Source organism: Xanthomonas axonopodis pv. maculifoliigardeniae, assembly GCF_041519315.1.
Lineage (GTDB): Bacteria > Pseudomonadota > Gammaproteobacteria > Xanthomonadales > Xanthomonadaceae > Xanthomonas > Xanthomonas euvesicatoria.
On record NZ_CP167998.1, the window covers coordinates 2479762 to 2506722 of the forward strand.

20 protein-coding genes and 5 tRNA genes are annotated in these 26961 nt (G+C 64.4%); 10 read left to right on the forward strand and 15 right to left on the reverse strand.

Annotated features, from left to right (window positions below):
* Window positions 1-414 precede the first annotated feature (414 nt).
* Genes ACDH77_RS10800 through ACDH77_RS10810 form a run of 3 tightly spaced genes read right to left on the reverse strand, consistent with a single transcriptional unit; the run spans window position 415 to window position 8137 of the window.
* On the reverse strand, window positions 415-3501 hold the full coding sequence (locus ACDH77_RS10800) for an efflux RND transporter permease subunit (protein WP_031422859.1): 3087 nt from the start codon (window positions 3499-3501) through the stop codon (window positions 415-417).
* Complete coding sequence (locus ACDH77_RS10805) at window positions 3498-7007, reverse strand: efflux RND transporter permease subunit (protein WP_218488423.1); 3510 nt, start codon at window positions 7005-7007, stop codon at window positions 3498-3500. The genes ACDH77_RS10800 and ACDH77_RS10805 overlap by 4 nt, the downstream gene beginning before the upstream one ends.
* Window positions 7004-8137, reverse strand: coding sequence for an efflux RND transporter periplasmic adaptor subunit (locus ACDH77_RS10810; protein ID WP_008576683.1), 1134 nt, complete (start codon window positions 8135-8137; stop codon window positions 7004-7006). Before ACDH77_RS10810 ends, ACDH77_RS10805 begins: the two co-directional genes overlap by 4 nt.
* Before the next feature lie 204 nt (window positions 8138-8341).
* Between ACDH77_RS10810 and ACDH77_RS10815 the strand changes: the two genes are divergently transcribed.
* The 6 genes from ACDH77_RS10815 (at window position 8342) to ACDH77_RS10840 (ending at window position 10445) form a co-directional block, all read left to right on the forward strand.
* Window positions 8342-8734, forward strand: a complete 393-nt coding sequence (locus ACDH77_RS10815) for a c-type cytochrome (protein ID WP_033479153.1) — start codon at window positions 8342-8344, stop codon at window positions 8732-8734.
* An 8-nt stretch (window positions 8735-8742) separates the two neighbouring features.
* A complete protein-coding gene (locus ACDH77_RS10820; RefSeq protein ID WP_008576685.1) occupies window positions 8743-9204 on the forward strand; it encodes a c-type cytochrome in 462 nt (153 codons plus the stop codon).
* A gap of 91 nt (window positions 9205-9295) precedes the next feature.
* Window positions 9296-9371: transfer RNA gene (locus ACDH77_RS10825), tRNA-Ala, on the forward strand.
* 47 nt (window positions 9372-9418) lie between these two features.
* A tRNA-Glu gene (locus tag ACDH77_RS10830) sits at window positions 9419-9494 on the forward strand.
* Between the two features lie 752 nt (window positions 9495-10246).
* Window positions 10247-10322 (forward strand) — tRNA-Ala (locus ACDH77_RS10835).
* Window positions 10323-10369: 47 nt separating this feature from the next.
* Window positions 10370-10445 (forward strand) — tRNA-Glu (locus ACDH77_RS10840).
* Between the two features lie 295 nt (window positions 10446-10740).
* On the opposite strand, the gene ACDH77_RS10845 is transcribed toward ACDH77_RS10840, so the two are convergent.
* Window positions 10741-10917 (reverse strand): hypothetical protein, encoded by a 177-nt coding sequence (locus ACDH77_RS10845; RefSeq protein WP_003482805.1) that lies wholly within the window; start codon window positions 10915-10917, stop codon window positions 10741-10743.
* A 372-nt stretch (window positions 10918-11289) separates the two neighbouring features.
* Window positions 11290-11376: transfer RNA gene (locus ACDH77_RS10850), tRNA-Leu, on the reverse strand.
* 138 nt (window positions 11377-11514) lie between these two features.
* Between ACDH77_RS10850 and ACDH77_RS10855 the strand changes: the two genes are divergently transcribed.
* Both ACDH77_RS10855 and ACDH77_RS10860 read left to right on the forward strand, forming a co-directional pair.
* Window positions 11515-11895, forward strand: coding sequence for a response regulator (locus ACDH77_RS10855; protein ID WP_011347430.1), 381 nt, complete (start codon window positions 11515-11517; stop codon window positions 11893-11895).
* Between the two features lie 202 nt (window positions 11896-12097).
* Window positions 12098-15499, forward strand: coding sequence for a PAS domain S-box protein (locus tag ACDH77_RS10860; protein ID WP_071117195.1), 3402 nt, complete (start codon window positions 12098-12100; stop codon window positions 15497-15499).
* A gap of 169 nt (window positions 15500-15668) precedes the next feature.
* Here ACDH77_RS10860 and ACDH77_RS10865 read toward each other — a convergent pair whose 3' ends face one another.
* Together ACDH77_RS10865 and ACDH77_RS10870 are read right to left on the reverse strand one after the other, a co-directional pair.
* Entirely contained in the window at window positions 15669-18032 is a 2364-nt protein-coding gene (locus ACDH77_RS10865; protein ID WP_031422878.1) for a Tex family protein, read from the reverse strand.
* Window positions 18033-18134: 102 nt separating this feature from the next.
* A complete protein-coding gene (locus tag ACDH77_RS10870; RefSeq protein ID WP_017157548.1) occupies window positions 18135-18362 on the reverse strand; it encodes a hypothetical protein in 228 nt (75 codons plus the stop codon).
* A 192-nt stretch (window positions 18363-18554) separates the two neighbouring features.
* Here ACDH77_RS10870 and ACDH77_RS10875 point away from each other — a divergent pair, with 192 nt between their 5' ends.
* Complete coding sequence (locus tag ACDH77_RS10875; RefSeq protein WP_218488424.1) at window positions 18555-19766, forward strand: FAD-binding oxidoreductase; 1212 nt, start codon at window positions 18555-18557, stop codon at window positions 19764-19766.
* Here ACDH77_RS10875 and ACDH77_RS10880 read toward each other — a convergent pair.
* The 5 genes from ACDH77_RS10880 to ACDH77_RS10900 form a co-directional block, all read right to left on the reverse strand.
* A complete protein-coding gene (locus ACDH77_RS10880; RefSeq protein ID WP_014090228.1) occupies window positions 19724-20200 on the reverse strand; it encodes a hypothetical protein in 477 nt (158 codons plus the stop codon). The genes ACDH77_RS10875 and ACDH77_RS10880 overlap by 43 nt on opposite strands.
* Window positions 20201-20208: 8 nt before the next feature.
* On the reverse strand, window positions 20209-20406 hold the full coding sequence (locus tag ACDH77_RS10885; protein ID WP_011347425.1) for a PspC domain-containing protein: 198 nt from the start codon (window positions 20404-20406) through the stop codon (window positions 20209-20211).
* Between the two features lie 115 nt (window positions 20407-20521).
* Window positions 20522-21598 (reverse strand): class III poly(R)-hydroxyalkanoic acid synthase subunit PhaC, encoded by a 1077-nt coding sequence (locus tag ACDH77_RS10890; RefSeq protein WP_008573208.1) that lies wholly within the window; start codon window positions 21596-21598, stop codon window positions 20522-20524.
* A complete protein-coding gene (gene phaE, locus ACDH77_RS10895; RefSeq protein WP_031422886.1) occupies window positions 21595-22824 on the reverse strand; it encodes a class III poly(R)-hydroxyalkanoic acid synthase subunit PhaE in 1230 nt (409 codons plus the stop codon). Before phaE ends, ACDH77_RS10890 begins: the two co-directional genes overlap by 4 nt.
* A 54-nt stretch (window positions 22825-22878) precedes the next feature.
* On the reverse strand, window positions 22879-23541 hold the full coding sequence (locus ACDH77_RS10900) for a CDP-alcohol phosphatidyltransferase family protein (protein WP_011347422.1): 663 nt from the start codon (window positions 23539-23541) through the stop codon (window positions 22879-22881).
* A gap of 84 nt (window positions 23542-23625) precedes the next feature.
* Between ACDH77_RS10900 and ACDH77_RS10905 the strand changes: the two genes are divergently transcribed.
* Complete coding sequence (locus ACDH77_RS10905; RefSeq protein WP_031422889.1) at window positions 23626-24384, forward strand: 3-hydroxybutyrate dehydrogenase; 759 nt, start codon at window positions 23626-23628, stop codon at window positions 24382-24384.
* Between the two features lie 358 nt (window positions 24385-24742).
* Here the strand turns inward: ACDH77_RS10905 and ACDH77_RS10910 are convergent, their stop codons facing one another.
* The 3 genes from ACDH77_RS10910 to ACDH77_RS10920 form a co-directional block, all read right to left on the reverse strand.
* The gene (locus tag ACDH77_RS10910) at window positions 24743-25231 is read right to left on the reverse strand and encodes an NUDIX hydrolase (protein ID WP_008573201.1); all 489 of its coding nucleotides are present in this window, start codon (window positions 25229-25231) and stop codon (window positions 24743-24745) included.
* A 70-nt stretch (window positions 25232-25301) separates the two neighbouring features.
* Window positions 25302-25811, reverse strand: a complete 510-nt coding sequence (locus ACDH77_RS10915) for a DUF1249 domain-containing protein (protein WP_008573198.1) — start codon at window positions 25809-25811, stop codon at window positions 25302-25304.
* 188 nt (window positions 25812-25999) lie between these two features.
* Window positions 26000-26821, reverse strand: coding sequence for a pyruvate, water dikinase regulatory protein (locus tag ACDH77_RS10920; RefSeq protein ID WP_003482830.1), 822 nt, complete (start codon window positions 26819-26821; stop codon window positions 26000-26002).
* Between the last annotated feature and the right edge of the window lie 140 nt (window positions 26822-26961).

The following is a 26961-nucleotide window of genomic DNA, read 5'->3' on the forward strand; positions in this document are numbered from 1 at the left end:
TGTACGGATTCGCTAATGACGGCATTGGAGATCGAGTGATCCTGCATGACGGCGATCACTGCAGTGTTCGCCCGTAGGCCGAAAAAAATCTTTCGAAGCATCCTTGAGCGCGGCTTTTCTGCTCGAGGTCATGGCGATGGCACACCGATCTGCTCGAAGCCACGGTAATGAAACACCGAAGCGGCAGCGCGGCCGGCGATCGGCGGAGAGCGGCGCACGGAGGTGTCGCGACGGCGCGTCAGACAGGATGTCTGTCGCTCCGAAGAGCCGATCCCCGGCTGCGCTGTCGCCCCTTACCGGAGCCGCTGATTGGCGGTCAGGTGCTTTGGTTGTCGTACGAGCCGAAGGAAGCAACCGTACCCTCACCCCAACCCCTCTCCCGGGGGGGGAGAGGGGCTTAACGCCTTACCTCGTTCACGATTCCAACGCAGCGCTCGACCGCCTCGCCTTCGGCACACCACGCGCACGCTGTACCAGCGCAGCCGCACCGCTGCTCATGTCGTCGAGGATCGCGTAGATCGTCGGCAGGAACAGCAGGCTCACCACCGTCGAAAACGCCAGGCCGCCGGCGATGGCGCGCGCCATCGGGAAGTACGGTGGGCCGTCGCTGAACATCGTGGTGCTGGTCAGCGAGATCGGCACCATCGCCAGGATCGCGGTGCCCATGGTCATCATGATGGGCCGCAAACGCTCGCGCGAGCCTTCGACCAGCGCCTGCGTCCGCCCCATGCCGCGGCGGCGCAGATTGTTGATGTGCTCGATCATCACGATGCCGTTGTTCACCACCACGCCCATCAGCACCAGGATGCCGATGAAGGACATGATGCCGAACGAGGTACCGGTGATCCAGAACAGCCAGAACACCCCGAAGATCGAGAACAGCACCCCGCTCATGATCGCCGCCGGGAACAGCAGCGATTCGAACACCGCGGCCATCACCACATAGATCATCACCAGCGCGATCACCAGATTGAACACCATCTGGTTCATCGCCTCGCCGTCGTTCTGGTAATCGCCGCCGTCGAAGGTGTAGCTGTAACCGGCCGGGAAACTCATCGCCTTGAGCGGCGCTTCCATCGCTGCGCGCGCCTCGGGCATGGTGACCTTTTCGGCGAGATTGGCCTTGATCGTCAGCGTCGTCTGCCGATTGGTGCGCCCGATCTGGGTGGCGGCCGGACGGATCTGCACCTCCACCAGACTCAGCAACGGTACGCTGCGGCCGTCCTTGGTGCGCACGGTGAAGCTGGCCAGATCTTCCGGCTTGCTCTGCTCGGCGCCGGCAAACCGCACCCACACCGGCACCTCGTTGTCGCCCCGGCGGAACTCGCGCAGCGGTGTGCCGCGCAACGCCAACCCGACAAAACTGGCCACTTGCTCGGCACTGAATCCGAAGGCAGCCGCGCGCTCGCGATCGACACGAATCGCCAGCTCGCTGGTGCGGTCGCCCGTATCCACATGCACATCACGCAGCTCCTTGCGCTGCGCCAGCAGTGGAATCACATCGTCGGCCAGCGCTTTCAGTGCATCAGTCGAATCGCCGACCAACTGCACCTGCACGCCCTGGTTGCCATTGCCGCCATCGCCCTGATTGCCGATGCTGTAATCGGCACGCGCAGAGCGCGGCAGCTCCTTGCGGATTTTTTCCAGCAGCGGCGGCAGGTCCTTGACCTTGCTCGCATCGAAGGTCACCACCGTATTGCTGCCTTCCACTTCGCTGAACCACGAATAGATCTGCGTGATGTGGTACCTGGCGCGATTGGCTTGGAGATAGTTTTCGACACGGCCGATCTCTTCGCCCAACTGCTCACGTGTGTACGAACCTTTCCACTGATACTGGATAAAGGCTTCGTTGCCCCCGTCGCCACCGAACATGTCGACCTTGGTCAACTTCATGGGCACCAGGCTGATCGCGCTGACCAGGATGATGCCGGTCACGCTCCAGCCGCGGTGCGCCAACGTCCACGCCAGCACCTTGGCGTAACGGCGCTGCAGCCGCGCAATCACGCCGTGCTCGGAGGTCACCATCGGCGGCGTTTTCATGCGTGCAGACAACATCGGAATCAAGCTGATTGCCACCAGCCACGACGCCAGCAACGACACCGAGATGGTGATGGCGATCTGCGCCATGAAAATGCTGATGTTGTTGGTTTCGCCGAACAAATTCGGCACGAACACGATGCAATGGCACAAGGTGCCGGCGCTGAGCGCAATGGCCACGCTGCGCGTTCCCAGCAGCGCGGCAAGCTGCGGTTGATCGGGCATGCGCTCGCGTTCCTGGTAGATGCTTTCCACCACCACCACCGCGTTGTCCACCAGCATGCCCACTGCCAGCAGCAACCCCATCATGGTCAGGATGTTGAGCGTGACCCCGACGAAATACATGAAGCCCAAGGTGATGGCGAAGCAGATCGGGATCGCCAATGTCACCATCAGCGTCGATGGCCAGTGCCGCAGGAAGAAGAACAACACGGTGATCGATAACAGCAGACCCACCGCGCCGGCTTCGGCCAGTTCGGCCAGCGACGAGGTCACCGCCTTGCCCTGGTTGTCGATCACCTTGACCTGCACATCGCGCAGCGCCGGTTGGGCGCGGATGTCTTCGACCTCTTTCAACGCCGCCTTCGACACCTCAACCAGATTGGCGCTGCGTTCCTTGTAGACATCCAGGCCGATGGCCGGGCGCCCATCCAGGCGCCGGCCATAATTCATGCGCGTCGGCTTGAGCCGCACCTCGGCGATGTCGCCCAGCCGCACACCTTTGGCATTGAGCACCAGCTCGCGCAATTCCTGCAGGTCGCGCAGCTCGCCGATTGGCTGCACCCGGATACGCTGGCCGTTGTCGTCGATCTGGCCTGCAGACACCGAGAAATTCAGCTTGCCCAAGCGCTCGCTCAGATCGTTGAGGCTGAGGTCGTGCGCGGTGAGCCGATCCGGTGCGATCGCGATCTCGACCTCGTTCGGCGGCGCACCGGAAATCTCCACCTTGGCCACGCCGGGGATGCGCTCGATGCGCCGCTTGAACTCGCGGTCGAGCATGTCGTACGCGCCGGTCAGATCGGTCTGGCTGGCCAGGCGCACCTTGAGCACCGGCTCGTCGCTGCTGGACCACTTGAAGACGTGGAAGCGCTGCAGATCCTCCGGGAAATCGTCGCGCACCGCATCCAGTCGCTCGCGCGCATCGGATGCGGCGATGGCGATATCGCGGTCCCAGTCGGAGAATTCGATGAAGATGTTCGCGCCGTCTGCGGTGGCGGTCGAGCGCATGCGCTTGATGCCGGTCATCGTTGCCAGCGCTTCCTCGGCCGGCCGCACCAGGTTGCGCTCCACCTCGTCCGGCGTGGAGCCGGTGTAGGGCAATTGCACGAACAGGAATGGCGCGGAAATATCCGGCAGCGCCTCCAAGGGCAGCCGGAACGCCGCGATCAAGCCCACCACCACCAGCGACACGAAGCACATGATGGTGGTGACCGGGCGACGGATGCTGAAGGCGGCAACGCTCATAGCGCCCCCAGTCCGTCGGCATTGCTCGCCGCCTGTGCACGTTGCCCGGCCATGCGCCGGCCGCGCTCCAGGTAGTACGCATCGGCACGGCGATCCAGCAGGTCGTACACCACCGGGATGACCAGCAGGGTCAGCAAGGTCGACACCAGCAACCCGCCGATCACGGTGATCGCCATCGGTGCACGCACTTCAGCGCCCTCGCCCATCGCCACCGCCAGCGGCAGGAAGCCGAACAAGGTGCACAAGGTGGTCATGATGATCGGCCGCAGGCGCGAGCGCGCACCTTCGATCAGCGCCTCGCGCTTGGGCACGCCGTCTTCGCGCAGCTGGTTGACCTTGTCGATCAGGATGATCGCGTTCTTGGTCACCAGGCCCACCAGCAGGATCAGGCCGATGAACACCACCACCGAGATCGGCTTGCCGGTCATCAGCAGGGCCAGCACCGCACCGACCATTGCCAACGGAATGGTGAACAGAATGACGAATGGATGCAGCAGCGACTCGAACTGCGAAGCCATCACCAAATAGACCAGGAAGATCGCCAGGCCGAATGCGAACAACAGCGACTTCACCGATTGCGCCAGCTCCTCGCCCTGCCCGCCGATGTGCATGCCCACGCCGGCAGCAAGCGGGTCCTTGCGCACCATCGTTTCCACCTCGCGCACCGCACCGCCCAGGTCGATGTCCTTCAGGCTGGCCGACACGATCGCCACGCGGGTCTGGTCGGCACGATGGATCTCGCTCGGCCCCGTCGTCGCCAACACCTCGGCAACGGCCGCCAGGCGCACCGGCCGGCTGCTGCCCGGGTTGACGATCAGCTGACGGATCGCATCGACACTGGCGCGATCGGCTTGTTGGGCACGCACCAGCACATCAATCTTGCGGTCACGGAAGCTGTAGCGCGTGGCCACATCGCCACGTACCTTCTTGACGATGACATCGGCGATCTGCCGCGTGGTCAGCCCCAAGGCACCAGCGCGCTCCTGGTCGAAACGGATCTGGATCTCCGGAAAGCCCTCTTCCACCGTCGATTTGACGTCGGCGTAGTGGCCGTTGGCGCGCAGCATCGCGGCCAACTTCTGCCCGGCGCGTTCCAGCTCGCCCAGATCCTGGCCGCGCAGTTCCACTTCCAGCGGTGTCGAAAAACTGAACAACGCCGGCCGCGCGAAATCCACCTGTGCGCCCGGGTGCCCGACCATGCTGCTGCGCAGCCGCTCGGTCGCCGCCGCTTCCACCGCCGGGCTACCGCCACCGGCCATCACCACGGTGAGCTTGCCGATGTTCTCGCCGCTCTCGGTGGGGTTGGCGTCCAATCGCGTGCCGCTACCGCTGACGCCGTAGAGGGAGGCGACGCCCGGGTCCTTGTCGTGCGCCAGCTGCAACTCGCGCACCACTGCATCGGTCTGCGCCAGCGGCGTGCCGGAAGGCAGTTTGACGGTCATTTCGAAGCGATCCTGCGCCAGCTGCGGAATCAGATCCGCGCCCAGCATCGGCACCAGAAACACCGTCCCGATGAACGCCGCCGCGGCCAGCCCCAGCACCAACCAGGGACGCCGCAGCGCCGCCGGCAACATCCCCAGATAGCCGCGCTCGGCACGGGCATACGGCGCCATCGCCAGGTCGCTGGCCTTGCGCATCACCGGCCCCACCACGCGGCTCAACCCGCGCCACACCTTCACCACCGCCCACGCCGCACCGAAGAATGCATAACGCACGCTCGCACCGGCGCCGCGCCGCCCGGCCGCCACCGGCTTGAGCCAGCGCTGCTCGGGCTGCCAATCCGGATGGCTCGGCTCGTCCGGGAACGCCATCGGCGGCGCGCCCTTGAGCGAGCTCAGCATCGGAACCAGCGTCATCGACACCACCAGCGAAATCGCAATCGCGATCGCCACCGTCAATGCCTGATCGCGGAACAACTGCCCGGCGATGCCTTCGACGAACACCAACGGCAGGAATACCGCAATGGTGGTCAACGTGGACGCCATCACCGCCATGCTCACTTCGCGGGTGCCGGCGATGGCCGCGTCCAGTACGCCCAGGCCACGCTCGCGTGCCTTGGCGATGCTCTCCAGCACCACGATCGAATCGTCCACCACCAGGCCGGTGGCCAACGCCAGCCCGCCCAGCGACATCACGTTGAGGCTCAACCCCAGCTGACCCATGAAGAAGAACGTGGTGATGATCGACACCGGCAACGACAGGCTGATCACGAACGTGCTCCAGCCATCGCGCAGGAACAGGAAGATGATCAGGATCGCCAGCACGCCGCCAATCACCGCATCTTTTTTGACATCGCTGATCGCATGCTCGATGAAGTGCGATTGGTCCTCGATCGTGGTGATTTCCACATCGCCCGGCACCGTCGCCTTGAGTTGCTCCAGGCGCTTGCGCAGCGCCGCGGCGGTGGACACGGTGTTGGCATCGCCTTCCTTGTAGATCGCCAGCTCCACCGCTTCCTTGCCGCCCAGGCGGATGATCGCCTCGCGTTCCTTGTAGCCCTGGCGCACCTGCGCCACATCCTTCAGCCGCACCGGCATGCCGCCGGCGATGCTGCTGCTGGACGAGGAGGAGGTGCTCTGCACTTCGGCCGCTGCCGCCAGCGCCGCCTGCGAACCGGTGGACGCCGCAATGGCGTACATCTGCTGCATCGCCGCTTCGGCCGCGCTGCCGCTGCTGCTTTGGGTGGTCACCAGCATGTTGCGGATCTCGTCCAGATCCACGAACTGGTTGACCGTACGCACCAGGTAGCGCTGCGAGCCTTCTTCCAGCCGACCGCCGGAGATGTTGACGTTCTCCTCCTTGAGCCGGGTGATCACGTTGTCGATCGGCAGATTGAGCTGCGCCAGCTTCTGCTGATCGATGTCGACCTGGATCTCGTCTTCCAGCCCGCCGCCGACCTTCACCGCTGCCACGCCGGCCACCGGTTCGAGCTTCTTTTTCAGGTCTTCGTCGGCATAGCGACGCAAGCCGGTGAGCTGGCGGATCGCATCTGTATCGGAGGCCGGCGACTGCTTGGGCGACAACGCCAGCCGCATGATCGGCTCGGTGGAAGGATTGAAGCGCAGCAGTACCGGCGGCTTGGTTTCCAGCGGCAGCGACAAGGCCTCCATCTTGTCGCGCACCTCCAGGCTGGCCTGGTCCATATTGGTGCCCCAGGCAAACTCCAGCACCACATCGCTCTGCCCTGTGCGCGAGATCGACTTGAGCTTGCGCAGGTTCTTGACCACCCCGACCGCTTCTTCCACCGGCTCGGTCACCAGCGTTTCGATTTCCGCCGGCGCCGCGCCGGTGTATTCGGTGCGTACGGTGAGCGTGGGATAGCTCAGATCGGGCAGCAGATTGACCTTGAGGCTGCGTAACGCGATCAGCCCGAACAGCAGCATCGTTACGGTGATCATGGCGATGGTCACACGCCGCCGCGTGGCGAAGGCCACCAGGCCACCGCCGCCAGGCAGTGGTGCGTGCGGATCATGCACGGGTCCGTGCGGGTTGCCGTTCTCGCTCATGCGTGCGTCTCATCATGTGCGGGCGCAGCGGCCTTGGTCGCGACCGGCTTGCGATCGGGTTGGCCGATCACCTGCACCGCAGTGCCGTCGCGCAGCGCCACCTTGCCGGCAGTCACCACCTGGTCGCCTTCCTTCAGGCCCTGCCGCACTTCCAGCCACGGCCCCTCGGCATAGCCCAGTTTCACCGGCACCCGGCTGGCCTTGCCGTTGCGCACTACGAACACTGCCGGTTCGCCATCGTCCAATAACGCCAGGCGCGGGATCACCAAGGCGTCCTTGCGCTGGTCGTAATCGATGCGGATGCGCCCGAACATGCCCGGCTGCAACGCTTCGGCCCCCTGGCCGAATGCGCAGACCACGCGAAACGTGCCGCTGCCCGAGTCCACCACCGGCGCGATGCGATCCACCTTGCCGACGAATTGTTGGCCCGGCAGCGCATCGGCCAGCAAGGTCACCGGCTGGCCCGACTTGAGCGTGGCCAATTCGCGTTCGGGCACGTTGAGCGTGGCCTCCAGCTGCGAATCGTCGACGATGCGGAAGATCGGCGTATTGATCTGCACGAAGTTGCCGGTCTTGATCGAGCGCGATGCGATCACGCCGGAGATCGGCGCCTGCACCGTGGTGTACGACAGCTCCAACGATGCAAGCCGGTGCTGCGCACGGCTGTTTTCGACATCGAATTTGAGCTGGTCCACATCCGCGGCGCTGACCAACTGCTGCCCTACCAACTGGGTGGCGCGGCGATAGCTGTTTTCCAGCTTGCGCAGCTGCGCTTCGCTCTGCGCCACCGCCAGGTGTGCGCGATCCGGATCCAGACGCACCAGTGCCTGGCCCGCCGACACCTTCTGCCCCTCTTCCACCATCACCGACAGCGCAACGCCCGAGGTCTTGGCCACCACTTGCGCCTCGGCACGTGGCTCCAGCGCAGCGGTGCCGGTGTAACTGGCGGCTACCGCACGGCGCGCGGCCTTGGCGATTTCCACCGGCACCGCATCGACGGCCTTCTTTTCCTCGGCGGTCTTGGCCTGGCCCTCTCCTGCCTTGCAACCCCCCAGCAGCAGGCTCGTGGTGATCAACAATGCAGCGGCGCAGGTTCCGCTGCGACCCGGCAAGAAGGAGAGTGGCGACATCGTCGTGTCCTAGTGGATGCGTGAACAGGTGTTGTAGGCAAGTAGACCACCCAGATGCACATGCCGCCAATGCGCCAAAGGTCATGGTCTATTCAACTTTGCCTATTCACCCGGTTTGCGCCGCGCCAAATCGCAGGCATACTCGGTCCGGTTCCGTCACGCCCCCACGTGCGGACGCTCAATCAGTCTTCCGGATACGAAACCATGCGCCCGCAGCCGCTCGCCGCTTGTCTCGCTCTGGTCGTCTTCCTGCCGTTTGGGGGCGCATCAGCAACACCGCAAGCCACACCCGCAGCTCCGGCCCCCCCGGCACCTGCTGCCGCGGTGGCAACCCCTGCCGCGCCGACCGGCAACCCGTCGAATGGGCGCTTGCTCGCCTATACCTGCCAGGGTTGCCACGGCGTCACCGGCTATAAGAACGCCTACCCCAGTTATCGCGTGCCCAAGATTGGCGGCCAGACCAGCCAGTATCTGACCCAGGCGTTGACCGAATATCGCCAGGGCAAGCGCAAGCATCCAACCATGCAGGCACAGGCGCAGAGCTTTTCCGAGCAGGACATCGCCGACATCTCCGCCTTTCTGTCCACCCTCAAATAAGCGCCCACATGCCGAACGCCCTGCACGCTCCGCGTCTAGCCATCGTCCTGGTCGCTGCCCTGATGATGGCGGCCTGTTCCCAATCCCAGGTTGAGTCCACCGATCACTCCGCTGGCGACCCCGGCCACGCCAGCGGCGAGCACGGCTCCGGCTCGTCGGCAGGTCTGCCCACCGGCCGCGCCGACGCCGGCGACAAACTCGCCCATGCCAAGGGCAAGGCGACCGGCCAGAGCTGCGTGGACTGCCACGGTGCCGATGGCAATGCGCCGATCGATCCCAGCTATCCCAAACTGGGCGGCCAATACGGCGACTATCTTGCGCATGCGCTGCAGGCCTACCGTAGCGGCGACCGTCAGCATCCGTTGATGACCGCCCAGGCCACGGCGCTGAGCGATCAGGACATCGCCGACCTGGCGGCGTACTTCGGCGCGCGTCAGACGCAGTTGCGCGATCTGCACGGCGTCAACTGAGTGCGATGCGAACGTCGCACCGTCTCATTCGGAATGAAAAAGCGCTTGCGCGAACATTAACAGGCCGCTATCATTTCGTTCTCAGTTTCGTGGGGCCATAGCTCAGCTGGGAGAGCGCCTGCATGGCATGCAGGAGGTCGGCGGTTCGATCCCGCCTGGCTCCACCACTTCAGACATTAGGCCGTCTCAAGTGGACAACGAGGTTTTGATATGCGTCCCCATCGTCTAGAGGCCTAGGACACCACCCTTTCACGGTGGACACCGGGGTTCGAATCCCCGTGGGGACGCCAATCATCCAAAAGCCCCGGCACTGCCGGGGCTTTTTTTTGCCTGTCACCAGGCCGAATCCGGTTCTGAGCGAGGCTGGGCATGCCTCGGTTCATCGCCATGATGCAGCGGACAGAAAGAGTTGAATCTCTGCCGCGGATGGCGCGCGCTTGGTGTGCGAATCGATACGCACGCACTGCTGTTCGGCAGGCCACTACTGCTGCCAACACCCGCTCGATCCAAGCGCTTGACGAGTTTCGGCACGACTCAAGCGTATGCGTATGCGCATTCGCGCGCGCACATAATTTTGCTGTCGATGTCCCTGCCGCCTCGCAGTTGCCACGTTGCCAGAAGCGTCGCTACAGATTGCCGCGCCAAAAACGCAATGTGCGCGATGGTCGCGCTCACGCATGCCGTGATGACGGCGAGCACGGGACGCGAATCCGGTGTTGCTTGTAGACGAGATGCAGCGGACTTGACGCGCGACCCGGCGCGGCAGTTGCTCGCGAATCGATCGCTGTCGAAGTGAGTGCAAACTCACATCGGCGCATCCAGCGCGCCGATATTGTCGTCGCTGCAATCCACTGCACGCCCCGAACACCGTGGACTTATGGCGCTTCATGCACTCCAGCTGCGCCGTTGCTGTTCAATCGCCGCGCTCGACGCATGCGGCCCGGCAGTTCGCCCGGCGGCTGCGCCCTTGCTACAACTTTTTTGCCCAGACCACTTCCCATCGCGCGGCGATGTCGCTATGATTGCCGGCTCGCAGCAACGCGGGGCCATAGCTCAGCTGGGAGAGCGCCTGCATGGCATGCAGGAGGTCGGCGGTTCGATCCCGCCTGGCTCCACCACTTCAGACATTAGGCCGTCTCAAGTGGACAACGAGGTTTTGATACGCGTCCCCATCGTCTAGAGGCCTAGGACACCACCCTTTCACGGTGGACACCGGGGTTCGAATCCCCGTGGGGACGCCAATCATCCAAAGCCCCGGCACTGCCGGGGCTTTTTCTTGTCTGTCCCTAACCTCCGTCTCGGACGTATTTCGAGGCCATTGCGGGCTGGGACCAGTGGCGCGCAAATGCATTTCACTGGCGAGCCTTGTATTCAACTCCCCGCTACGCACTCGCAAGCCATTACATCGCTGACCAATCGTCTCGCCACCTCGCAATGCGTTCGGGGCGTGTCGCAGGCCCCATCGCACGCTAATGCGATGAGTAAAACCTCCGTCCGATCTCAAGGCCAGCCACGCAGTGCACGGTGCGGAACACCTCAGGTCTGCCCACTATCCAGCGCCTTGCGGCCCTCGTGCGTCAGGTCGATGTCGCCATCTTCGGCTTGCGTGGCATAGCCGGCGCGTACCGCCCAGTTTCCCTCTTCGTCGGCCACCGGCTTGGTGTCGTGGATGTCGCGCAGGATGCGCAGCTGTTGCGAAGCATCGAAGTCCATGGGGTCACCCGCTCAAAAGAGACTCCCACGGTACGCAAGCAGCGTGATGGTCGCGTGCCTGCAACGTCATCCATTACCTGCGCACTGCACGGCGCGCGGCAGTTGCGTGCCTGATGCGTGGCGTGCCGATGGACGAACTCGAGCGATCAGCATCTGCGCCACGCAGATGCACTGCAAACAAATTGCTCCTGACGCCAGTCGTGCATCGCGCGCCAACCACGCCGTCGCTTCGCGCTCCGTTCGACCGCACTGACGGTCGCCAGCCTCGCTGGTCGCGCCGCATCAACGAAGCCCCACGCCTTGCCGAACGGCACACAGCAAAAAGCCCCACCGGACTTCTCCAGAAGGGCTTTCGCTGGTACTGCAACAACCTGGTGCCGAAGGTGGGACTCGAACCCACACGCTTTTAAGGGCGGCGGATTTTGAGTCCGCTGCGTCTACCGATTCCGCCACTTCGGCGTGGCCGCACAGTATAGCGACTTGTTGTTGAAACGAACAGTGTCAGTTTGCGCCTGACGAATTCAGGTGCAAGCGGGGTCTGCAGCGCTGTGTCCAGGCAGTCCCGATATACTGGCCGATTCAGTGAAGGAGTAAGCAATGTCGGTGTTGCGTGGAGTTCGGGTACTCGTGGTCGAAAACGATGACATGAATGCCATGCTGCTCGACCTGCAGCTTGTTCAGGCGGGTGCCGTCGTCATCGGCCCGGTCGGCGAAGTGCGCGATGCCCTGCAGCTGATCAGCGCCGAGCCACCGGATATCGCAGTGCTGGACTATCGCCTGGGTAACGGCGAAACCAGCGAACCGGTCGCACGCCTGTTGTCGGAGCGCGGTATCCCGTTCGTGCTGGCAACCGGCGTGGCCATCGGCAGCATCCCGAGTGGATTCGAACGTGGTGTCATCCTGATCAAGCCCTATCTGTCCGAAGAACTGATCGGTGCATTGTCCAAAGCGCGCGAGTTGCGCGGCGCTGAGGGCTGAGCAGCAGGACCGGGCGCCCTGCCGGTGCCACTGCCAGGTGCGGCACGCCTGCCCTCTCTCTAACACCTTATCCTTCTGCCACAGACGCATTGTGTTGCCATGTGCCGGCAGCGATTAGCTGAATCGCCGGTTCCGCGGCGCTGCCGGTGCAGGCCGGTTGCTACTAGAATCTGCCATCGAAGAATGACGGGCGGGTCGCTGGATGGATATCGCCGTGTCGCCGTTTGCCGGCTTGCTGCCGGAGACGAGCGAAACTGCAGCATTACTGGCCGCTTCCGTGCACGCTGCGGACGCGCTGTTGGGCGACAGCCCCGCGCTGCGCACAGCACTCTCGATCTGCCTGCATGCGCAAGTTCCGATGCTGCTCGTATGGGGCCGCGACGAGCGCTGTATCTACAACGATGCCTGCATTGCACGACTGGGACCGCACCACCCGGCGGCATTCGGGCAGCCGCGTGCGGCGCTGACATACGCATCCAATCGCGATGGCGATGACGAGCCAGCCGCGGCAATGGCCCTGGAGCTGGAGCGCTGGTCATGCAGCCCAGTGCTGCAAACGGGCGAGCAGGTAGGCGCGCTCTACATCGGCGTTGCGGATTCGACCGCTGACGTCAGCGAACAACGTCGCAGCGATAGTCGCGACAGTTTTCTATTGATGCTGGAAGACGCATTGCAGCACGTGTCCGATCCGCGGCAGATCATCGACACCAGCGTGCGCCTGCTTGGCGAGCATCTGCAGGCGAACCGTTGCGCATTCGGTCTGGTCGCTGCCGATGGCAGCACCATGCATGTCATCAGCGACCACGTGCAGGACATGCCGAGCCTGCAAGGCGACTTCCCACTGGAGGCCGCACAGGGCCTGCGCGATGCGCTGCTGGCGAACCGCCCCTGGTTCACGACCGATGCGATGGCGCCGGGTGCGCCGGACTATGTGGCCGAGCAGTACCGCCGCTCCGGCTTGCGCGCCTCGCTGGCCATTCCGCTGCACAAGCACGACCGATTGGTGGCCGCGATCGGCGTCCATCAGCGCGCACCGCGGCGCTGGCTGTCGGCGGAGATCGAACTGGTGCGATTGGTCGTGGCACGCTGCTGGGAATCGATGCAACGGGCCAAGGCGCAGCAGCAACTCGCGGCCAACGAAGCGCGCCTGCGCCGCCTCGCCGATACGCTGCCGCAGATCATCTTCATTGCCGATCCGGACGGACGACCGCACTACTTCAACCAGCGCTGGTACGAGTACACCGGCCTGGATCCTTCCAGCAACGAAGATGCCGCCTGGCACCGCGCGCACACCGCCGATGGTCTGCGCCTGTCCGAGCAGGCGTGGAGCCTGGCATTGAAAGGTCAGCGCGCTCTCGAGGTGGAGTGCGAACTGCTGCGTCACGACGGGCAATCGCGCTGGCACCTGGTGCGCGCGCTCCCGGTGCGCGGCGACGATGGCAGCATCAGCGAGTGGATCGGTACCTACACCGACATTCATGACCGGCGCGCATTCGAGCAGCAATTGCGCGAAAGCGAAGTGCGCTTCCGTGCGCTCTGCGAGACGGTGCCAGCGATGATCTGGATGGCCGACGCGCAAGGCGATTGCGTGTACTGGAATCCGCGCTGGTACAACTTCACCGGACAGGGGGAAGACCAGGCACTGGATCAGGGCTGGTGGGATGTGATGCATCCGGACGATGCAGCACGCGTGCGGCATGCCTTTGAACAGGCACTCGAGCAACGCGGCGAATTCCTCGCCGAATACCGCGTGCGCCGCCACGACGGGCAATACCGCTGGTGCATCGACACCGCATCCCCGCACTTCGCCAGTGACGGACGGTTTCTGGGGCACATCGGCTCGCTCACCGACATCTCCGAACGCAAGCACATCGAAGATGCCACCGCTTCGGATCGCGCAATCCTGAGTTTGATCACCACCGGCGCACCATTGCCGGTGGTGCTGGATGCGATCGCATTGAGTGTGGAGGCACGCGGTGAAATCCCGTTGTACTGCTCGGTGATGGTGCGCGATGAGGTCCGCCACACCTTGAGTTTCGGCTCGGCACCGCATTTTCCGATCGAGTACCGCGGGCACTTCGAGCCATCGCCGATCGGGCCGGAGGGTCCGCCGTGCGCCCTGTCGGCGCACCTGGGTCGTCAGGTGATCTGCAGCGATCTCCAGGCAGATGCAAGCTTCAGCAGCCACCATGCGATCTCGGCAACGATGGGCATCGCCGCGTGTTGCGTTACCCCGATCCTGGCCAGCAACGGGCAGGTATTGGGCACGCTCAATATCTATTACGACCGCCCTCACCTACCGTCCTTGCGCGAGCAGGCGATGGCGCGCTCGGCCTCGCACCTGGCCGGCATCGTGATCGAACGCACCCGGGTGGATGCCAAGCTCAAGCTGTCGTTGCAGGCGGAAACCGCCGCGCGCGCGCAGGCCGAGCATGCCAACCGGGTCAAGGACGAATTCCTGGCTACGCTCAGCCATGAGTTGCGCACACCCCTCAACGCGATCCTGGGTTGGTCGCGGTTGATGCAATCGGACATCGCCGATCCGGCCAATCTGGGCCGGGGCCTGGTGATCATCGAACGCAGTGCGCGCGCGCAGACGCAGATCATCGACGACCTGCTGGATATGAGCGCGATCCTGTCCGGCAAGATCCGCCTGCAGGCCGAGCATTTCGATATCGCCGGGTTGGTGCGCAGCGTGCTGGAACTCATGCAGCCGACCGCGTTGGCGCGCAAGATCGCACTGGAGCTGGATGCGCCTTGCGATGGCGAGCTGTGGTTCTTCGGCGATGCCGGGCGGCTGCAGCAGGTGCTGACCAACCTGCTCAGCAATGCGCTGAAGTTCACCCCTGCCGGCGGTACGGTGCGAGTGGCGATGGATGTCGAAGACGAGCGGCTGCGCCTGTGCGTGCAGGACACCGGGATCGGCATTGCGGCGGATTTCCTGCCGCATGTGTTCGACCGTTTTCGTCAGGCCGATGCAGGCACTACACGGCGCGTGGGCGGCCTGGGGCTGGGCCTGTCGATCTCGCGTCAGTTGGTGGACCTGCATGGCGGCAGTCTTGGCGCCTCCAGCGCGGGCGAAGGCCAGGGCGCGCTATTTACCATCGTGTTACCGTTCCAGCACGGGGTCAGCGATCTGCGGCCTGCCTCGGCAGACACCACCCACGTGGGCGCGCTGCCGGACGAGTGCCGCGACCGCCTGGCTGGCGTGCGCGTCCTGCTGGTCGACGACGATCAGGATTCGCGCGAAGCGGTGATGCAGTTCCTGATGCTGGCCGGGGCGCAGGTGCAGGCTGCCGGGTCGGTGGACGCGGCCGAGCACTGCTTGGTGAACGCGCACTTCGATGTATTGGTCAGCGATATCGCGATGCCCTTACGCGATGGCTACGACTTGATCCGCACCGTGCGTTCGGGCCGCGCCGATCTGCCGCGGCATATTCCGGCCATCGCCCTGACCGCCTATGTCCGCGAAGAAGACCGCGACCGCGCGGTAGTAGCCGGCTTCGATGCGCACATGGGCAAGCCGGTGGAACCACCCGGCCTGGTCGACCTGATCGAACGCTTGATCTTGCCCACGCGCGCGGTGCGGGCTGCAGTGGAGTAGCACCGGAGCGTGCTTGGTCGATGACTTCGTCACCGATCGGCACACTGAGGATGCTTGCCTGCATCGAAGGCTTTTACTTATAAGCCAAACCGCAGACCATCCATCGCCACAATAGATCCGCGCCACGCCACCCAACCACGCCGATCAACCGACAGATCAAAAACGCGACCTAGCTACGCTTGGCACGCGCAAACGCCGCTGCCAGCGCATTGTCGGCCGGCGGCGCGGTGATCCGCGGTTTGCTATTGGCCTGCGCCTGACCGCGCCCACCACCATCGCGCCTGCCCTGCCCCGGACCGCCGCTGCCACGGGCTTCGCGCGGCTGCGCTGCGCCATCCGCCGCTGGCGGCGTGTCGGACAGACGACAGGTCAGCGCGATGCGCTTGCGCGCCACATCCACCTCCAGCACCTTGACCTTGACGATGTCGCCGGCCTTGACCACATCGCGCGGATCCTTGACGAAGGTCTCCGACAACGCCGAGATGTGCACCAATCCATCCTGATGCACGCCGATATCGACGAACGCACCGAACGCGGCCACATTGCTGACCACACCTTCGAGCACCATGCCCGGCTTGAGGTGCTTGATGTCCTCGATGCCTTCGGCGAACTGCGCTGCCTTGAACTCCGGGCGCGGATCGCGGCCGGGTTTTTCCAGTTCCTTGAGGATGTCGCGCACGGTCGGCACACCGAATTGGTCGTCGGTGAACATCTCCGGCTTCAGGCCACGCAGAAAACTGCCGTCGCCCAGCAATGCCTTGATCGGTTTGCCGGTGCTGCTCACGATGCGTTCCACCACCGGATACGCTTCCGGATGCACCGCCGACACATCCAGCGGCTCCTCGCCATCAGCAATGCGCAGGAAACCGGCGCATTGCTCGAAGGTCTTCTCGCCCAGCCGCGGCACCTTGAGCAAGTCCTTGCGTCGCTTGAACGGGCCATTGTCGTCGCGGTGACGCACGATATTTTCCGCCACCGTGCCTGACAGCCCGGACACGCGCGACAACAACGCCGCCGAGGCCGTATTGACGTAGACACCGACCGCGTTGACGCAGTCTTCCACCCGCGCTTCCAATGCCTTGGCCAGACGGTATTGATCCACATCGTGCTGGTACTGGCCCACGCCGATCGCCTTGGGCTCGATCTTCACCAGTTCGGCCAATGGATCCTGCAGACGGCGCGCGATCGACACGGCGCCACGCAGCGACACATCCAGATTCGGGAATTCCTTGGCCGCGAACTCCGAGGCCGAATACACCGATGCGCCCGCCTCGCTCACCACCACCTTCTGTACCTTGGCAGCGCCGCACAGCGCAATCGCCTCACCGGCCAGCTTGTCGGTCTCGCGGCTGGCGGTGCCGTTGCCGATCGCGATCAGCTCCACGTTGTGCTGCATGCACAACTTTTTGATGGTCTGCAGCGACTGATCCCACTGCCGCTTGGGTTCGTGCGGATAAATCGTTTCGGTGGCCACCAGCTTGCCGGTGGCATCGACCACGGCGATCTTGCAACCGGTACGGATGCCCGGATCCAGCCCAAGCACCACCCGCGGACCGGCCGGCGCTGCCAGCATCAGGTCCTTGAGGTTGTCGCCGAATACCGCGATCGCTTCGGCCTCGGCCTTTTCGCGCGCCTGGTTGAACAGGTCCAACAGCAAGTGCATATGCAGCTTGGCGCGCCATGTCAGCCGGCACGCGTCCAGCAACCAGCGATCGGCTGGACGACCTTCGTTGGAGATACCGGCATTGCGCGCCACACGGCCTTCGGCGTACTGGTGGCCAGCCTCGGCATCGCTGCCCGGATCCAGATCCAGATACAGGATTTCTTCGCGGCGTGCGCGAAACAGCGCCAGCAAGCGGTGCGAAGGAATCTTCGCCAATGTTTCGGCGTGATCGAAGTAGTCGCGGTACTTGGCACCGGCCTCTTCCTTGCCCTCGGCGACCCGTGCGCGGATCACGCCATTGTCGCTCAGCCAACTGCGCAGCTCACCGACCAGCGCCGCGTCTTCACCCCAGCGCTCCATCAGGATGGCGCGCGCGCCTTCCAGCGCCGCCTTGCTGTCGGCAACGCCTTTCTCGGCATCGACGAAGGCTGCCGCGGCTACTTCCGGGGATTGCGTCGGGTCCGCCAACAGGCCATCGGCCAGTGGCTCCAGCCCGGCTTCGCGCGCGATCTGCGCGCGGGTGCGGCGCTTGGGCTTGTAGGGCAGGTACAGGTCTTCCAGCCGCGACTTGGTGTCGGCCGCCACGATCTCGTTGCGCAATTCGTCGCTGAGCTTGCCCTGCTCGCCGATGCTGGACAGGATCGCCGCGCGGCGCTCTTCCAGCTCGCGCAGATAGGTCAGGCGCGTTTCCAGGTTGCGTAGCTGCGTGTCGTCCAGCCCGCCGGTGACTTCCTTGCGGTAGCGGGCGATGAAGGGGACGCTGGCGCCTTCGTCGAGCAAGGCGATGGCGGCGTGCGCCTGGGCGGGCTGGGCACCGATCTCATCGGCGATGGTGCGAGCAATCTGCTGGGCGAGCTGGCTATCGTGCATGACGGCGCGGGGTGACCCGCTTCACTGAAAAACGCATTTTCGCAGTGCCGGCCCGCCACGGAAACCCGTTGACAACGCCGCCGTAAACCTATGCTGCCGCGCTCAGCTGACCTGACGAGCGTAATGGGTGGCGGCACGTTCGACCAGAATGCTTTCGTGCAGCGACTCCAGCGCCATCACGCGGACCTTGCCGACATCCTTCAGCGGTACCATGCGTTCGACATACACCTCCGGGCCAGCATCGGTCATCGCACGCGACTTGCTGAAACCGTAAGGCACCACGCCCTTGTCGCCATCTTTGCTGCCACCGACGTACAGGACAATCGACATACCCACACCCTCTTCTGCTGCTGTTGCTGCGTTGTGGCGGCAGGATAACCAGCACGCCGTGAGGAGCTTTCCACGCACGTTAACGCTGGCTGTTTGCCGTTTGGTGACGGCGGCAAGGCCGGGCTCGCCTCACGGCCGCTTCACTCCGCTTGGCGGTCAATCGCCGTCCATCCGCTCGCTGCTCGACACCGCATGGATCTCAAAAGTGGCTACCCGTTCTGGTCGATCCGCAACGGGTTGATGCGCGCGTACCCGCGCCTGGAGCAAGACACCGTCTGCGAAGTGGCCATCGTCGGTGGTGGGGTGACCGCCGCGCTGATTGCCCACGAATTGGTGCGCCATGGGCACGAAGTCGCGGTGATCGAACAGCGCGACATCGGCTGGGGCAGCACCTCGGCCAGCACCGCATTGCTCCAGTACGAAATCGATACACCGATGATCGAACTGGCCAGACAGCACGGCATGCAGGCAGCAGCACTGGCCTATGGGGCGTGCGCGCAAGCCATCCTCGACCTGCAGGGCCTGTGCAATACCTTCGGCGGCACCGACTTCACGCGCCAGGACAGCCTGTACTACGCCAGCCGCTCGCGCGATATCAAAGACCTGCGCAGCGAGCTGGAGACCCGCCAGGCGCAGAGACTGCCGGTGGAGTGGATCGAACGCGAGCCGCTCTGGCACAACTACGGCGTGCATTCGGATGGCGCGATTCTGAGCCGCCTGGCCGCCAGCGTAGACCCGTACCGCCTGTGCTACCGCCTGTTTTCCGAGTGCGAGCAATACGGCGCACGCATCTATGACCGCACCGCCATTGCCTCGATCGATCCGCACGACCCGCATGTCGACCTGCGCACCGAAGACGGTGTGAGCGTGCGCGCCCGTCACGTGATCCTGGCAGCCGGCTATGGCAACCAGCGCTGGCTCTCGCAGCCGGTGGCGCGCAATCGCAGCAGCTACGCCTTCGTGACCGACACCCTGCACGACAGCGAAATGGGCGCGCTTAAGCACACCATGATGTGGGAGACCGCGCGCCCGTATCTGTACCTGCGCAGCACACCAGACGGGCGCGTGGTCGCGGGTGGCGAAGACGACAACATCGACATTCCCCCTCGCCGCGACGCACGCGTGCAGGGCAAGCTCAGGACGTTGCTGAAGAAAATTGGCAAGACCATGCCCGATATGCGCCTGCGCCCGGCGTTCGCATGGGCTGGCACCTTCGCAGAGACTGCCGATGGATTGCCGTTCTTCGGGCCGCATGCCGAACTGGGGCCACGTGTATCGTTTGCGATGGCCTATGGCGGCAACGGCATTACCTATAGCGCCATTGGCGCAGGCTTGTTGCGTGCACAACTAGAGGGCACGCCTCACCCGCTGTCCGAATTGTTCGGCTTCGCGCGCCTGCGTTGAATCCCCCACGGCCACCAACCGTGGCCGTGCATCGCATAGGTATCGGCAGCCCGCTCCAGCGGATTGCGCACGTGGATGCCGCCGCACAGAACATACATGGGCAGGAACAGCGGCCCAAGCAGCATGTACTGATAGACATGCGCGCGCTCGTGGTCGCCCAGGCGCACCGGCGGATGCTGGCAACGGCCTGCGGCGTGCGCGTAGGTGCTGCACTGCAGGTCCAGCGATGCACCTTTCAGCAGGATCACGTTGCCCAACGTCATTGCGCCCCCCGGACCCCACGGCCACGCGTGAAAGGCCACGGCATGTTCCCGCGGCGACCAGACGGGACGCGCGCCGAAACACCAGCCGGCCGCGCCGATCGCGAGCCCGATCAAGGTATTGGGCAGCGTCCACAACGCGCCCAGCACCTGCAGTGCAGGCAGGCCGCGCATTACCGGCTTCAATCGGCCTGGTTGGGGATCAGCAGCCACAGAATCAGATACACCAGGATGCCGGGAAACGCGGCCGAGGCAATCGACACGATGACGAACAACACACGCAGCAGCGTCGAGCTCCAGCCAAAACGACGCGCAATGCCGCCAACGACACCGGCGATCATGCGGTCGTTGAGGGAGCGGGACAACGTGGTGGTAGACATGGCAGGACTCCTGCAAGACGTAGCCAACAGTCTAGAAAAAGCGGCCGCTGCACATCGTGATGGCCGCCCGGCCTGCTTGGCGCAGCATCACCTGCGCGGCGTGCAGGCAGCCATCTCAGGCATTGCCGCCGCGTTCCTGCAACCAGCGATGGATTGCCACCGGCACCTCGCGCTGCGCACGCCCGGAGACGTAGATTCCGATGTGCCCGCCACGGAAGCTCAATTCGCTGTAGTCGTCGCTGCCGACCAGCCCTCCTAGCGCCCGTGAGGCATCCGGCGGCACCAAGTGGTCGTGTTCGGCGTAGATATTCAGCACCGGCATGTCGAGCGCCTGCAGATCGACTGCCTGTCCCCCGATGCTCACCTGCCCGGTGACCAACCCGTTGCGCTGATAGAACAACGTGACGAATTCGCGGAAGGCCTCACCGGCCAGGTCGGGCGAATCGAAGATCCACTTTTCCATGCGCAGGAAATCCTCCAGCGCCTGCTTGTCGTCGAGGATGTCGAGCAGGCCCACGTACTTCTGCAGATTCAGCCGGAACGGCTTGAGCATCAGGTAACTGGCGTTCATCAGGTCCGCCGGCACGTTGCCCATCGTGTCCACGAACAGATCCACATCGACCATGCGCGCCCAGTTGGACAGCATGTTGTCGGGAGTATGGAAATCCACCGGTGTCACCATGGTGATCAGGTTGCGCACCTTGTCGCGTTGCAGCGCGGCGTAGCACAACGAAAACGTGCCGCCCTGACAGATGCCGAGCACATCGACCGCCTCCAGCCCGGATTGCGCGCGCAGGTGATCAACCGCGCCATCGATATAGCGCAGCAGATAATCTTCCAGCGTGAGGTAGCGCTCCGAGCGATCGGGGTAGCCCCAGTCCAGCACGTAGACGTCCTGGCCGTGGCTCAATAGCCCCTTCACCAGCGAGCGATCCGCCTGCAGATCGACCATGTACGGGCGATTGACCAATGCATAGACAATCAGCAGCGGCGTCTTCGCCACCGGTGCCTGCTCGCCGATGAAGCGGTATAGCACTACCTTGCCATCGCGCCAGATTTCTTCGCGCTCGGTGACGCCATAATCCACATCGTCCACGCCCGGCAGCAACTTGAGCCCTTCGCGCAACTTGCGTTGCATCGACAAGGTTTCCTGCATCAGGTCTTCGGCACTGAATCCCAACGGACCTTTCATGCCTGCGCTCCACGTTTTTTACCTGCAGCGGGTTTACGGGCCGCAGGCTTGGGCGGGGATTTCGCGCCATCGCGCTTCTTGACCGAGGTCGTTTTCGTCGACTTGGAGACCGCTGGCGCCTGTTTCGGAGCCGCCTTTTTCGTCGCGGTCCTGTCGACGGACGCCTTCCTGGATGCACCCGGCTTGACTGCCCGTGCTGCCCCCGCCGGCCGCGCTGCCGCCGCACTGGCGCTGGCGGACGACGCGCGCTTGCCCGCCGCCGATGTCACCGTTTCAGGCTGCGGCGCCGCGGCGGGCTTGCTTGCCGGTGAAGCTACGTTACGCAGCATCCGCCTGACCAGGCGTTCCAGTTCGGCAATGCGCCGATGCGCGGCGTCCATCTCCGAACGTGTGGGCATGCCGAAGCGTTCGCTGAGTTGCTCGACCTCTTCCTGCAGCGCAGCGCGCAGACGCATGTGCGCATTGGCAAAACCGCCGTACACCTTGCGGAACTGCTCCGACAAGGCGACATCGGCATAGGACTCTTCGGCCGCCTCGATCCACAAATCGAACAGGGCGCGGGCGCTGGTCAGCTGGCTACCGCTGCTCTCGTGCTCGCTCAGCTTGGACGCGAAGCGCGCGAACGCCTGCTCGATCGCCGCCTTGAGTTGCTCGCCATAGGCCTCCGACTGGGCCTGGAACTCCTGCTGTGCGCGTGCCAGTTTCTGCAGGCGCGACTGGTGATTGCGGTTCAATCCGAACGCCGGCATGTCCAGCCAGGGCGCATTTTCCTCGCGCCACTTCTGCAGCGCCTGCGCCGCGTCCTGCAGCCACGGGTCGAACCCGCCCGGGCTGCCGCCGCGCAGCGAACCCAAGGTCCACTGCATCAGCTGTTCGCCCTGCCCTTGTACGGCCTGGCGCCAGGCCTCGGCCACTTCATTGGCCGAGGTGTCGCGCCCGGCAAACTGCGCGGCCACCTGCTGCATGGTCCCGAACCAGTCACCGGCCTGGGTGCGAAAGCGGTCGATGGCCTCCTGCGCCTGCGGGGCGGCCTGGGTGGGCAGCAACTGCGACCACCAATCCACGGCCTTGCGCCAATCCTGCGGAGCATCGCTACCGGACGCGGGCGGTGGTTGTTGCGCGGCGGCGCCGGCCTGGCCGTGGCGCATGGCATCTCCCCAGGCAGCCCAATACTGGCGCGCCTTGTCGTCGAAGTTGCCGTTGTCCGAACCGCTGCTTGCCATCATCCCGTCCAGTGACCTTTACCCAGCCATCCTACCGCGTGCGTGGCGGTGTGCCGCTCAGGGCTTGGGGATACGCAGCGTCTTGCTGATCATCAGCGAGCCGGACACCGCAAATAGCAGCACCAGCGGATGGAACTGCCACGGCCCCAGCTGCCATTGCCCCCACCACAAGGTGTCGCCGATATGCCCGCTGCTGGCGGCAACGGCGAGCAGGATCACCAATACCAGGCTGGTCGGAATGGGCGTGCCTTCGAAATACGGCACCTTGTCGGCCTCGCCAGCGATCTCTTCGGCGGTGACGTTGTAGCGCGCCAGCCGGCTGACCCCGCAGCAGACGAAGTAGCTCAGCACCAGCCAGTCCCAACCGCCGCGCATGCCGCAGGCGTAGCCCAGCGCCGCCGGCGCCACGCCGAAGGAGATCACGTCTGCCAGCGAATCCAGTTCGCGGCCCAGTGTGGAAGACGCTTTGCGCCAGCGCGCCACGTGCCCGTCCAGCGCATCGAACACGAACGCTAGCGGGATCAAGGCCATGCCAAGCAGCAGATCGCCGCGATGCCCCTCTTGCAGGAACCGCATGGCCGCAAACACCGCGCCGGTGCCGCAGAACGCGTTGGCAAGCGTGAACCAGTCCGCGAGTTGGAAATCGCGCAGCATCGAAAAATGGCGTTTCATGCGGAGCCTGAGGTGAGCAAGGCGCAAAGGGTAACGCGCGCGCGCCATGCAGGCGACCGTTTCGCTGCACTCGGCTAGGCTGGCGATCCGCGTGACCGCTCCCGGCCGCGCACCACTTCACGAGGACATCCGATGCGCAGCATCCTGATCACCGGCGCGGGCAGCGGCATTGGCGCCGGTATCGCCAGCCAACTGGCGGCCGATGGCCATCATCTGCTCGTCAGCGATGTGCAGCTGGCGGACGCCGAGCGCACGGCCGAGGCGTTGCGCCAGGCAGACGCCTCGGCCGAGGCGCTGGCGTTGGACGTGACCGATGCAGACAGCATTGCGCAGGCACTGGCCAACGCATCACGCGCCCCGCAGGTACTGGTGAACAATGCCGGCCTGCAGCATGTGGCCACACTGGAGGAGTTCCCGATGCAGCAGTGGGCGCTGCTGGTGGATGTCATGCTCACCGGCGCCGCACGCCTCAGTCGCGCCGTGCTGCCCGGCATGCGTGCAGCCGGCTATGGCCGCATCCTCAATATCGGCAGCATCCACTCGCTGGTGGCCAGCCCATACAAAAGTGCGTATGTCGCCGCCAAGCATGGCCTGGTCGGCCTGGCCAAGGTCATCGCGCTGGAAACCGCCGATTGCGACATCACCGTCAACACGCTCTGCCCCAGCTATGTGCGCACACCGCTGGTGGAGCGGCAGATTGCCGATCAGGCGCGCACCCGCGGCATCGCCGAGGACGCGGTGGTGCGCGATGTGATGCTCAAGCCGATGCCCAAGGGCGCCTTCATCGAGTATGACGAGCTGGCCGGCACGGTGGCGTTTCTGATGTCGCATGCCGCGCGCAACATCACCGGGCAAGCCATCGCCATCGACGGCGGCTGGACGGCCCAATGATCACGCTGGCGAAATTTTGACCAGGCGTCGCGCATGCCAGATGGCGCAAGGGGTGCGCGGACTTGTCCACAGACTTGCGCAGCGTCCATCCACAGGGGGTGTGGAGAACTGGGTGAGGCCTGCCGTTCTCGATAGCGTCGAAAGGCTCCCCGCGATTAATGTCAGACAGCGCACGGTTGAGCCTGGCTGGAATTGGTGCTGCGCCGCGAGCCGGCACGGCTCGCCGATCGGATGGGAAGCGCTGCTCCGCTGCCCCGTCGCACGTCGAGGACATCGCCCTACAACAGTCGGGCTCGGTTGGGCAGCTGCCGGAACGGTGTCGGCGTCACGTCCCCATCGCGTTGTGCACGCGCAGCGATCAGATCCGCGAATACGTCCACGACTGCATGCGCCCGTCGCGATACGGCATGACGCCGTGGAACGGGCGCGGGTCGCCATCGAACACCAGCGGCAGGAAATGGCGGTCGCCTTCCCACATTGGCACCTGGTCCATCCGCTCGATCGCGATCCACTCCAGCGTCCCTTCCGGATTGGAGGTGTGGGGCGTGCCGTCGAAGCTGTGGATCAGGAACACGAAGCCCAGCCAATCTTCGCCCTGCTTGCCGAAGCCGGGCCAGCTGATGGTGCCGCGCAACTGCATTTGCCCGCAGTCGACGCCGGCTTCCTCGCGTATCTCGCGGCGCATGCAGGCCAGCACGTCTTCGTCCGGCTCCATCTTGCCGCCCAGGCCGTTGTATTTGCCCAGATGCTGGTCGCCGGGACGGGCATTGCGATGGATCATCAGCACCTGGGTGCCGTCCGGCGACAACAGGTAGCCGAGCGTGGCGACAATCGGGGTATAGGGCATGGCATGCGATCTGACACGAAGCGCATCAGTATGACTGAAGCGGCACGCCGCACGCGGCGGTAACGCCGGCTCAGCCGACGGCGGCCTGCGGATTCGGGCGCGGCGGTGCCACGTGATCGGTATCCAGGCGCAGGGTCGCAACGCCGTGGCCGCGTTCGGCCAGGTACTCCAGCCACTTGCCCAGGAACGTATTCATGCGCATGCGGTGGCTGATCAGCTCGGCCGGCGGCGGGAACATGCCCATCACGTCCTGCCAGCGCCGACCGACATAGCAATGCGTGGTCTCGGCCTGGCGCGCATCGCGGTACAGCCGCACATACGCCGATGGGTCCGGCTCGCCGGTAACCGGGTCGCACAGGTCGTAGGTCAGGCGCAGCTCCACCGTGTAGCGGTGGCATTCGATCACGTCCAGCCGCAGGTTCAGGCCATCGCCGATCGAGGACACGTACGAGCCCGGCGCAAGATCGGCCGGGGCGAACAGCCGGGTCAGATGTTGGAAGTTTTCTGCATACAAGCCCATCAGCCAGCCGAAGCGGCTCAGTTTGGGAATGCGTTCGAGTTTGCTCAGTGCTTGCGCCATGGACCGATCCTACACGCTGCGCCGCCGCACGGGCAGCATTGACGAGGGCCCAACGGCAGGCCTACCTTGGCGGAGCACTGCCCCGCCCGCTTTGCTCCAACAGCCGCCGCCGCAACCGCACCGGTCGCTCTCCGTCCGATGCGCACGCTCGCAAGACCGGCGGGCCGGCGACCAAGCCTGATCCCCGATCAAAACATCTCGCGTTGCAGGCCCAGGGTGGACAACACCTTGCTGGAGATTTCTTCGATCGAGGTATTGGTGGTGCTGAGCGAGGGAATGCGCTCCATTTGGAACATGCGCTCGGCGATCGCGACTTCGCGCCTGCAGGTCTCTGCCGCGCTGTAGCGCGAATTGGCGCGCCGCTCCTGACGAATTTGCTGCAACCGCTCAGGGTCAATGGTCAAACCGAACAACTTGCTGCGGTAGTTACGCAACCGCGGCGGCAACTGCTCGTTTTCCAGATCTTCGTCGGTCAGCGGATAGTTGGCGGCGCGGATGCCGTAATGCAAGGCCAGATAGATGCAGGTCGGGGTCTTGCCCGCGCGCGACACTGCCACCAGGATCACATCGGCCTCGTCGTAATTGAGTGCAATGCCATCGTCGTGACTGAGCGCGAAGTTCATCGCGTTGATGCGGCGGTGATAGGTTTCGAAGTCGACCATGCCATGCGCGCGGCCCACACGCGAATGGCGTGGCGCATTGAGCTCGCGCTCCAGCGGCTCGATGAAGGGCGCGAACACATCCAGCATCAGCGCGCCACTTTCGGCCAGGATCATGCTCAATTGTGGATCGACGCACGAATTGACCACGACCGGCCGCACCTGGTACCGCTCGCCTGCGGCGCGCACACGCATGGCGGCGTCGCGCGCTTTATCTGCATCATCGATGAACGACATGCGGTCGGTGACGAAGTTGAAACCGCTGAACTGCGTGAGCAGGCTATGCCCAATCGTTTCAGCGGTGATACCGGTTCCATCGGAGACGTAAAACACCGGCCGAATTGTTGACATCAAGACCACCTCTTTGAACTGGTGTCCAAAACTTACGGATTCATGCTTGTGCAGGCTCCGCTGTGCACTGCATCATAGCGGCTTCTTCCTACGGTCGCGGCCATTCAGCCCGCTCGGGCGATGGCCTTACGGAGCATCGC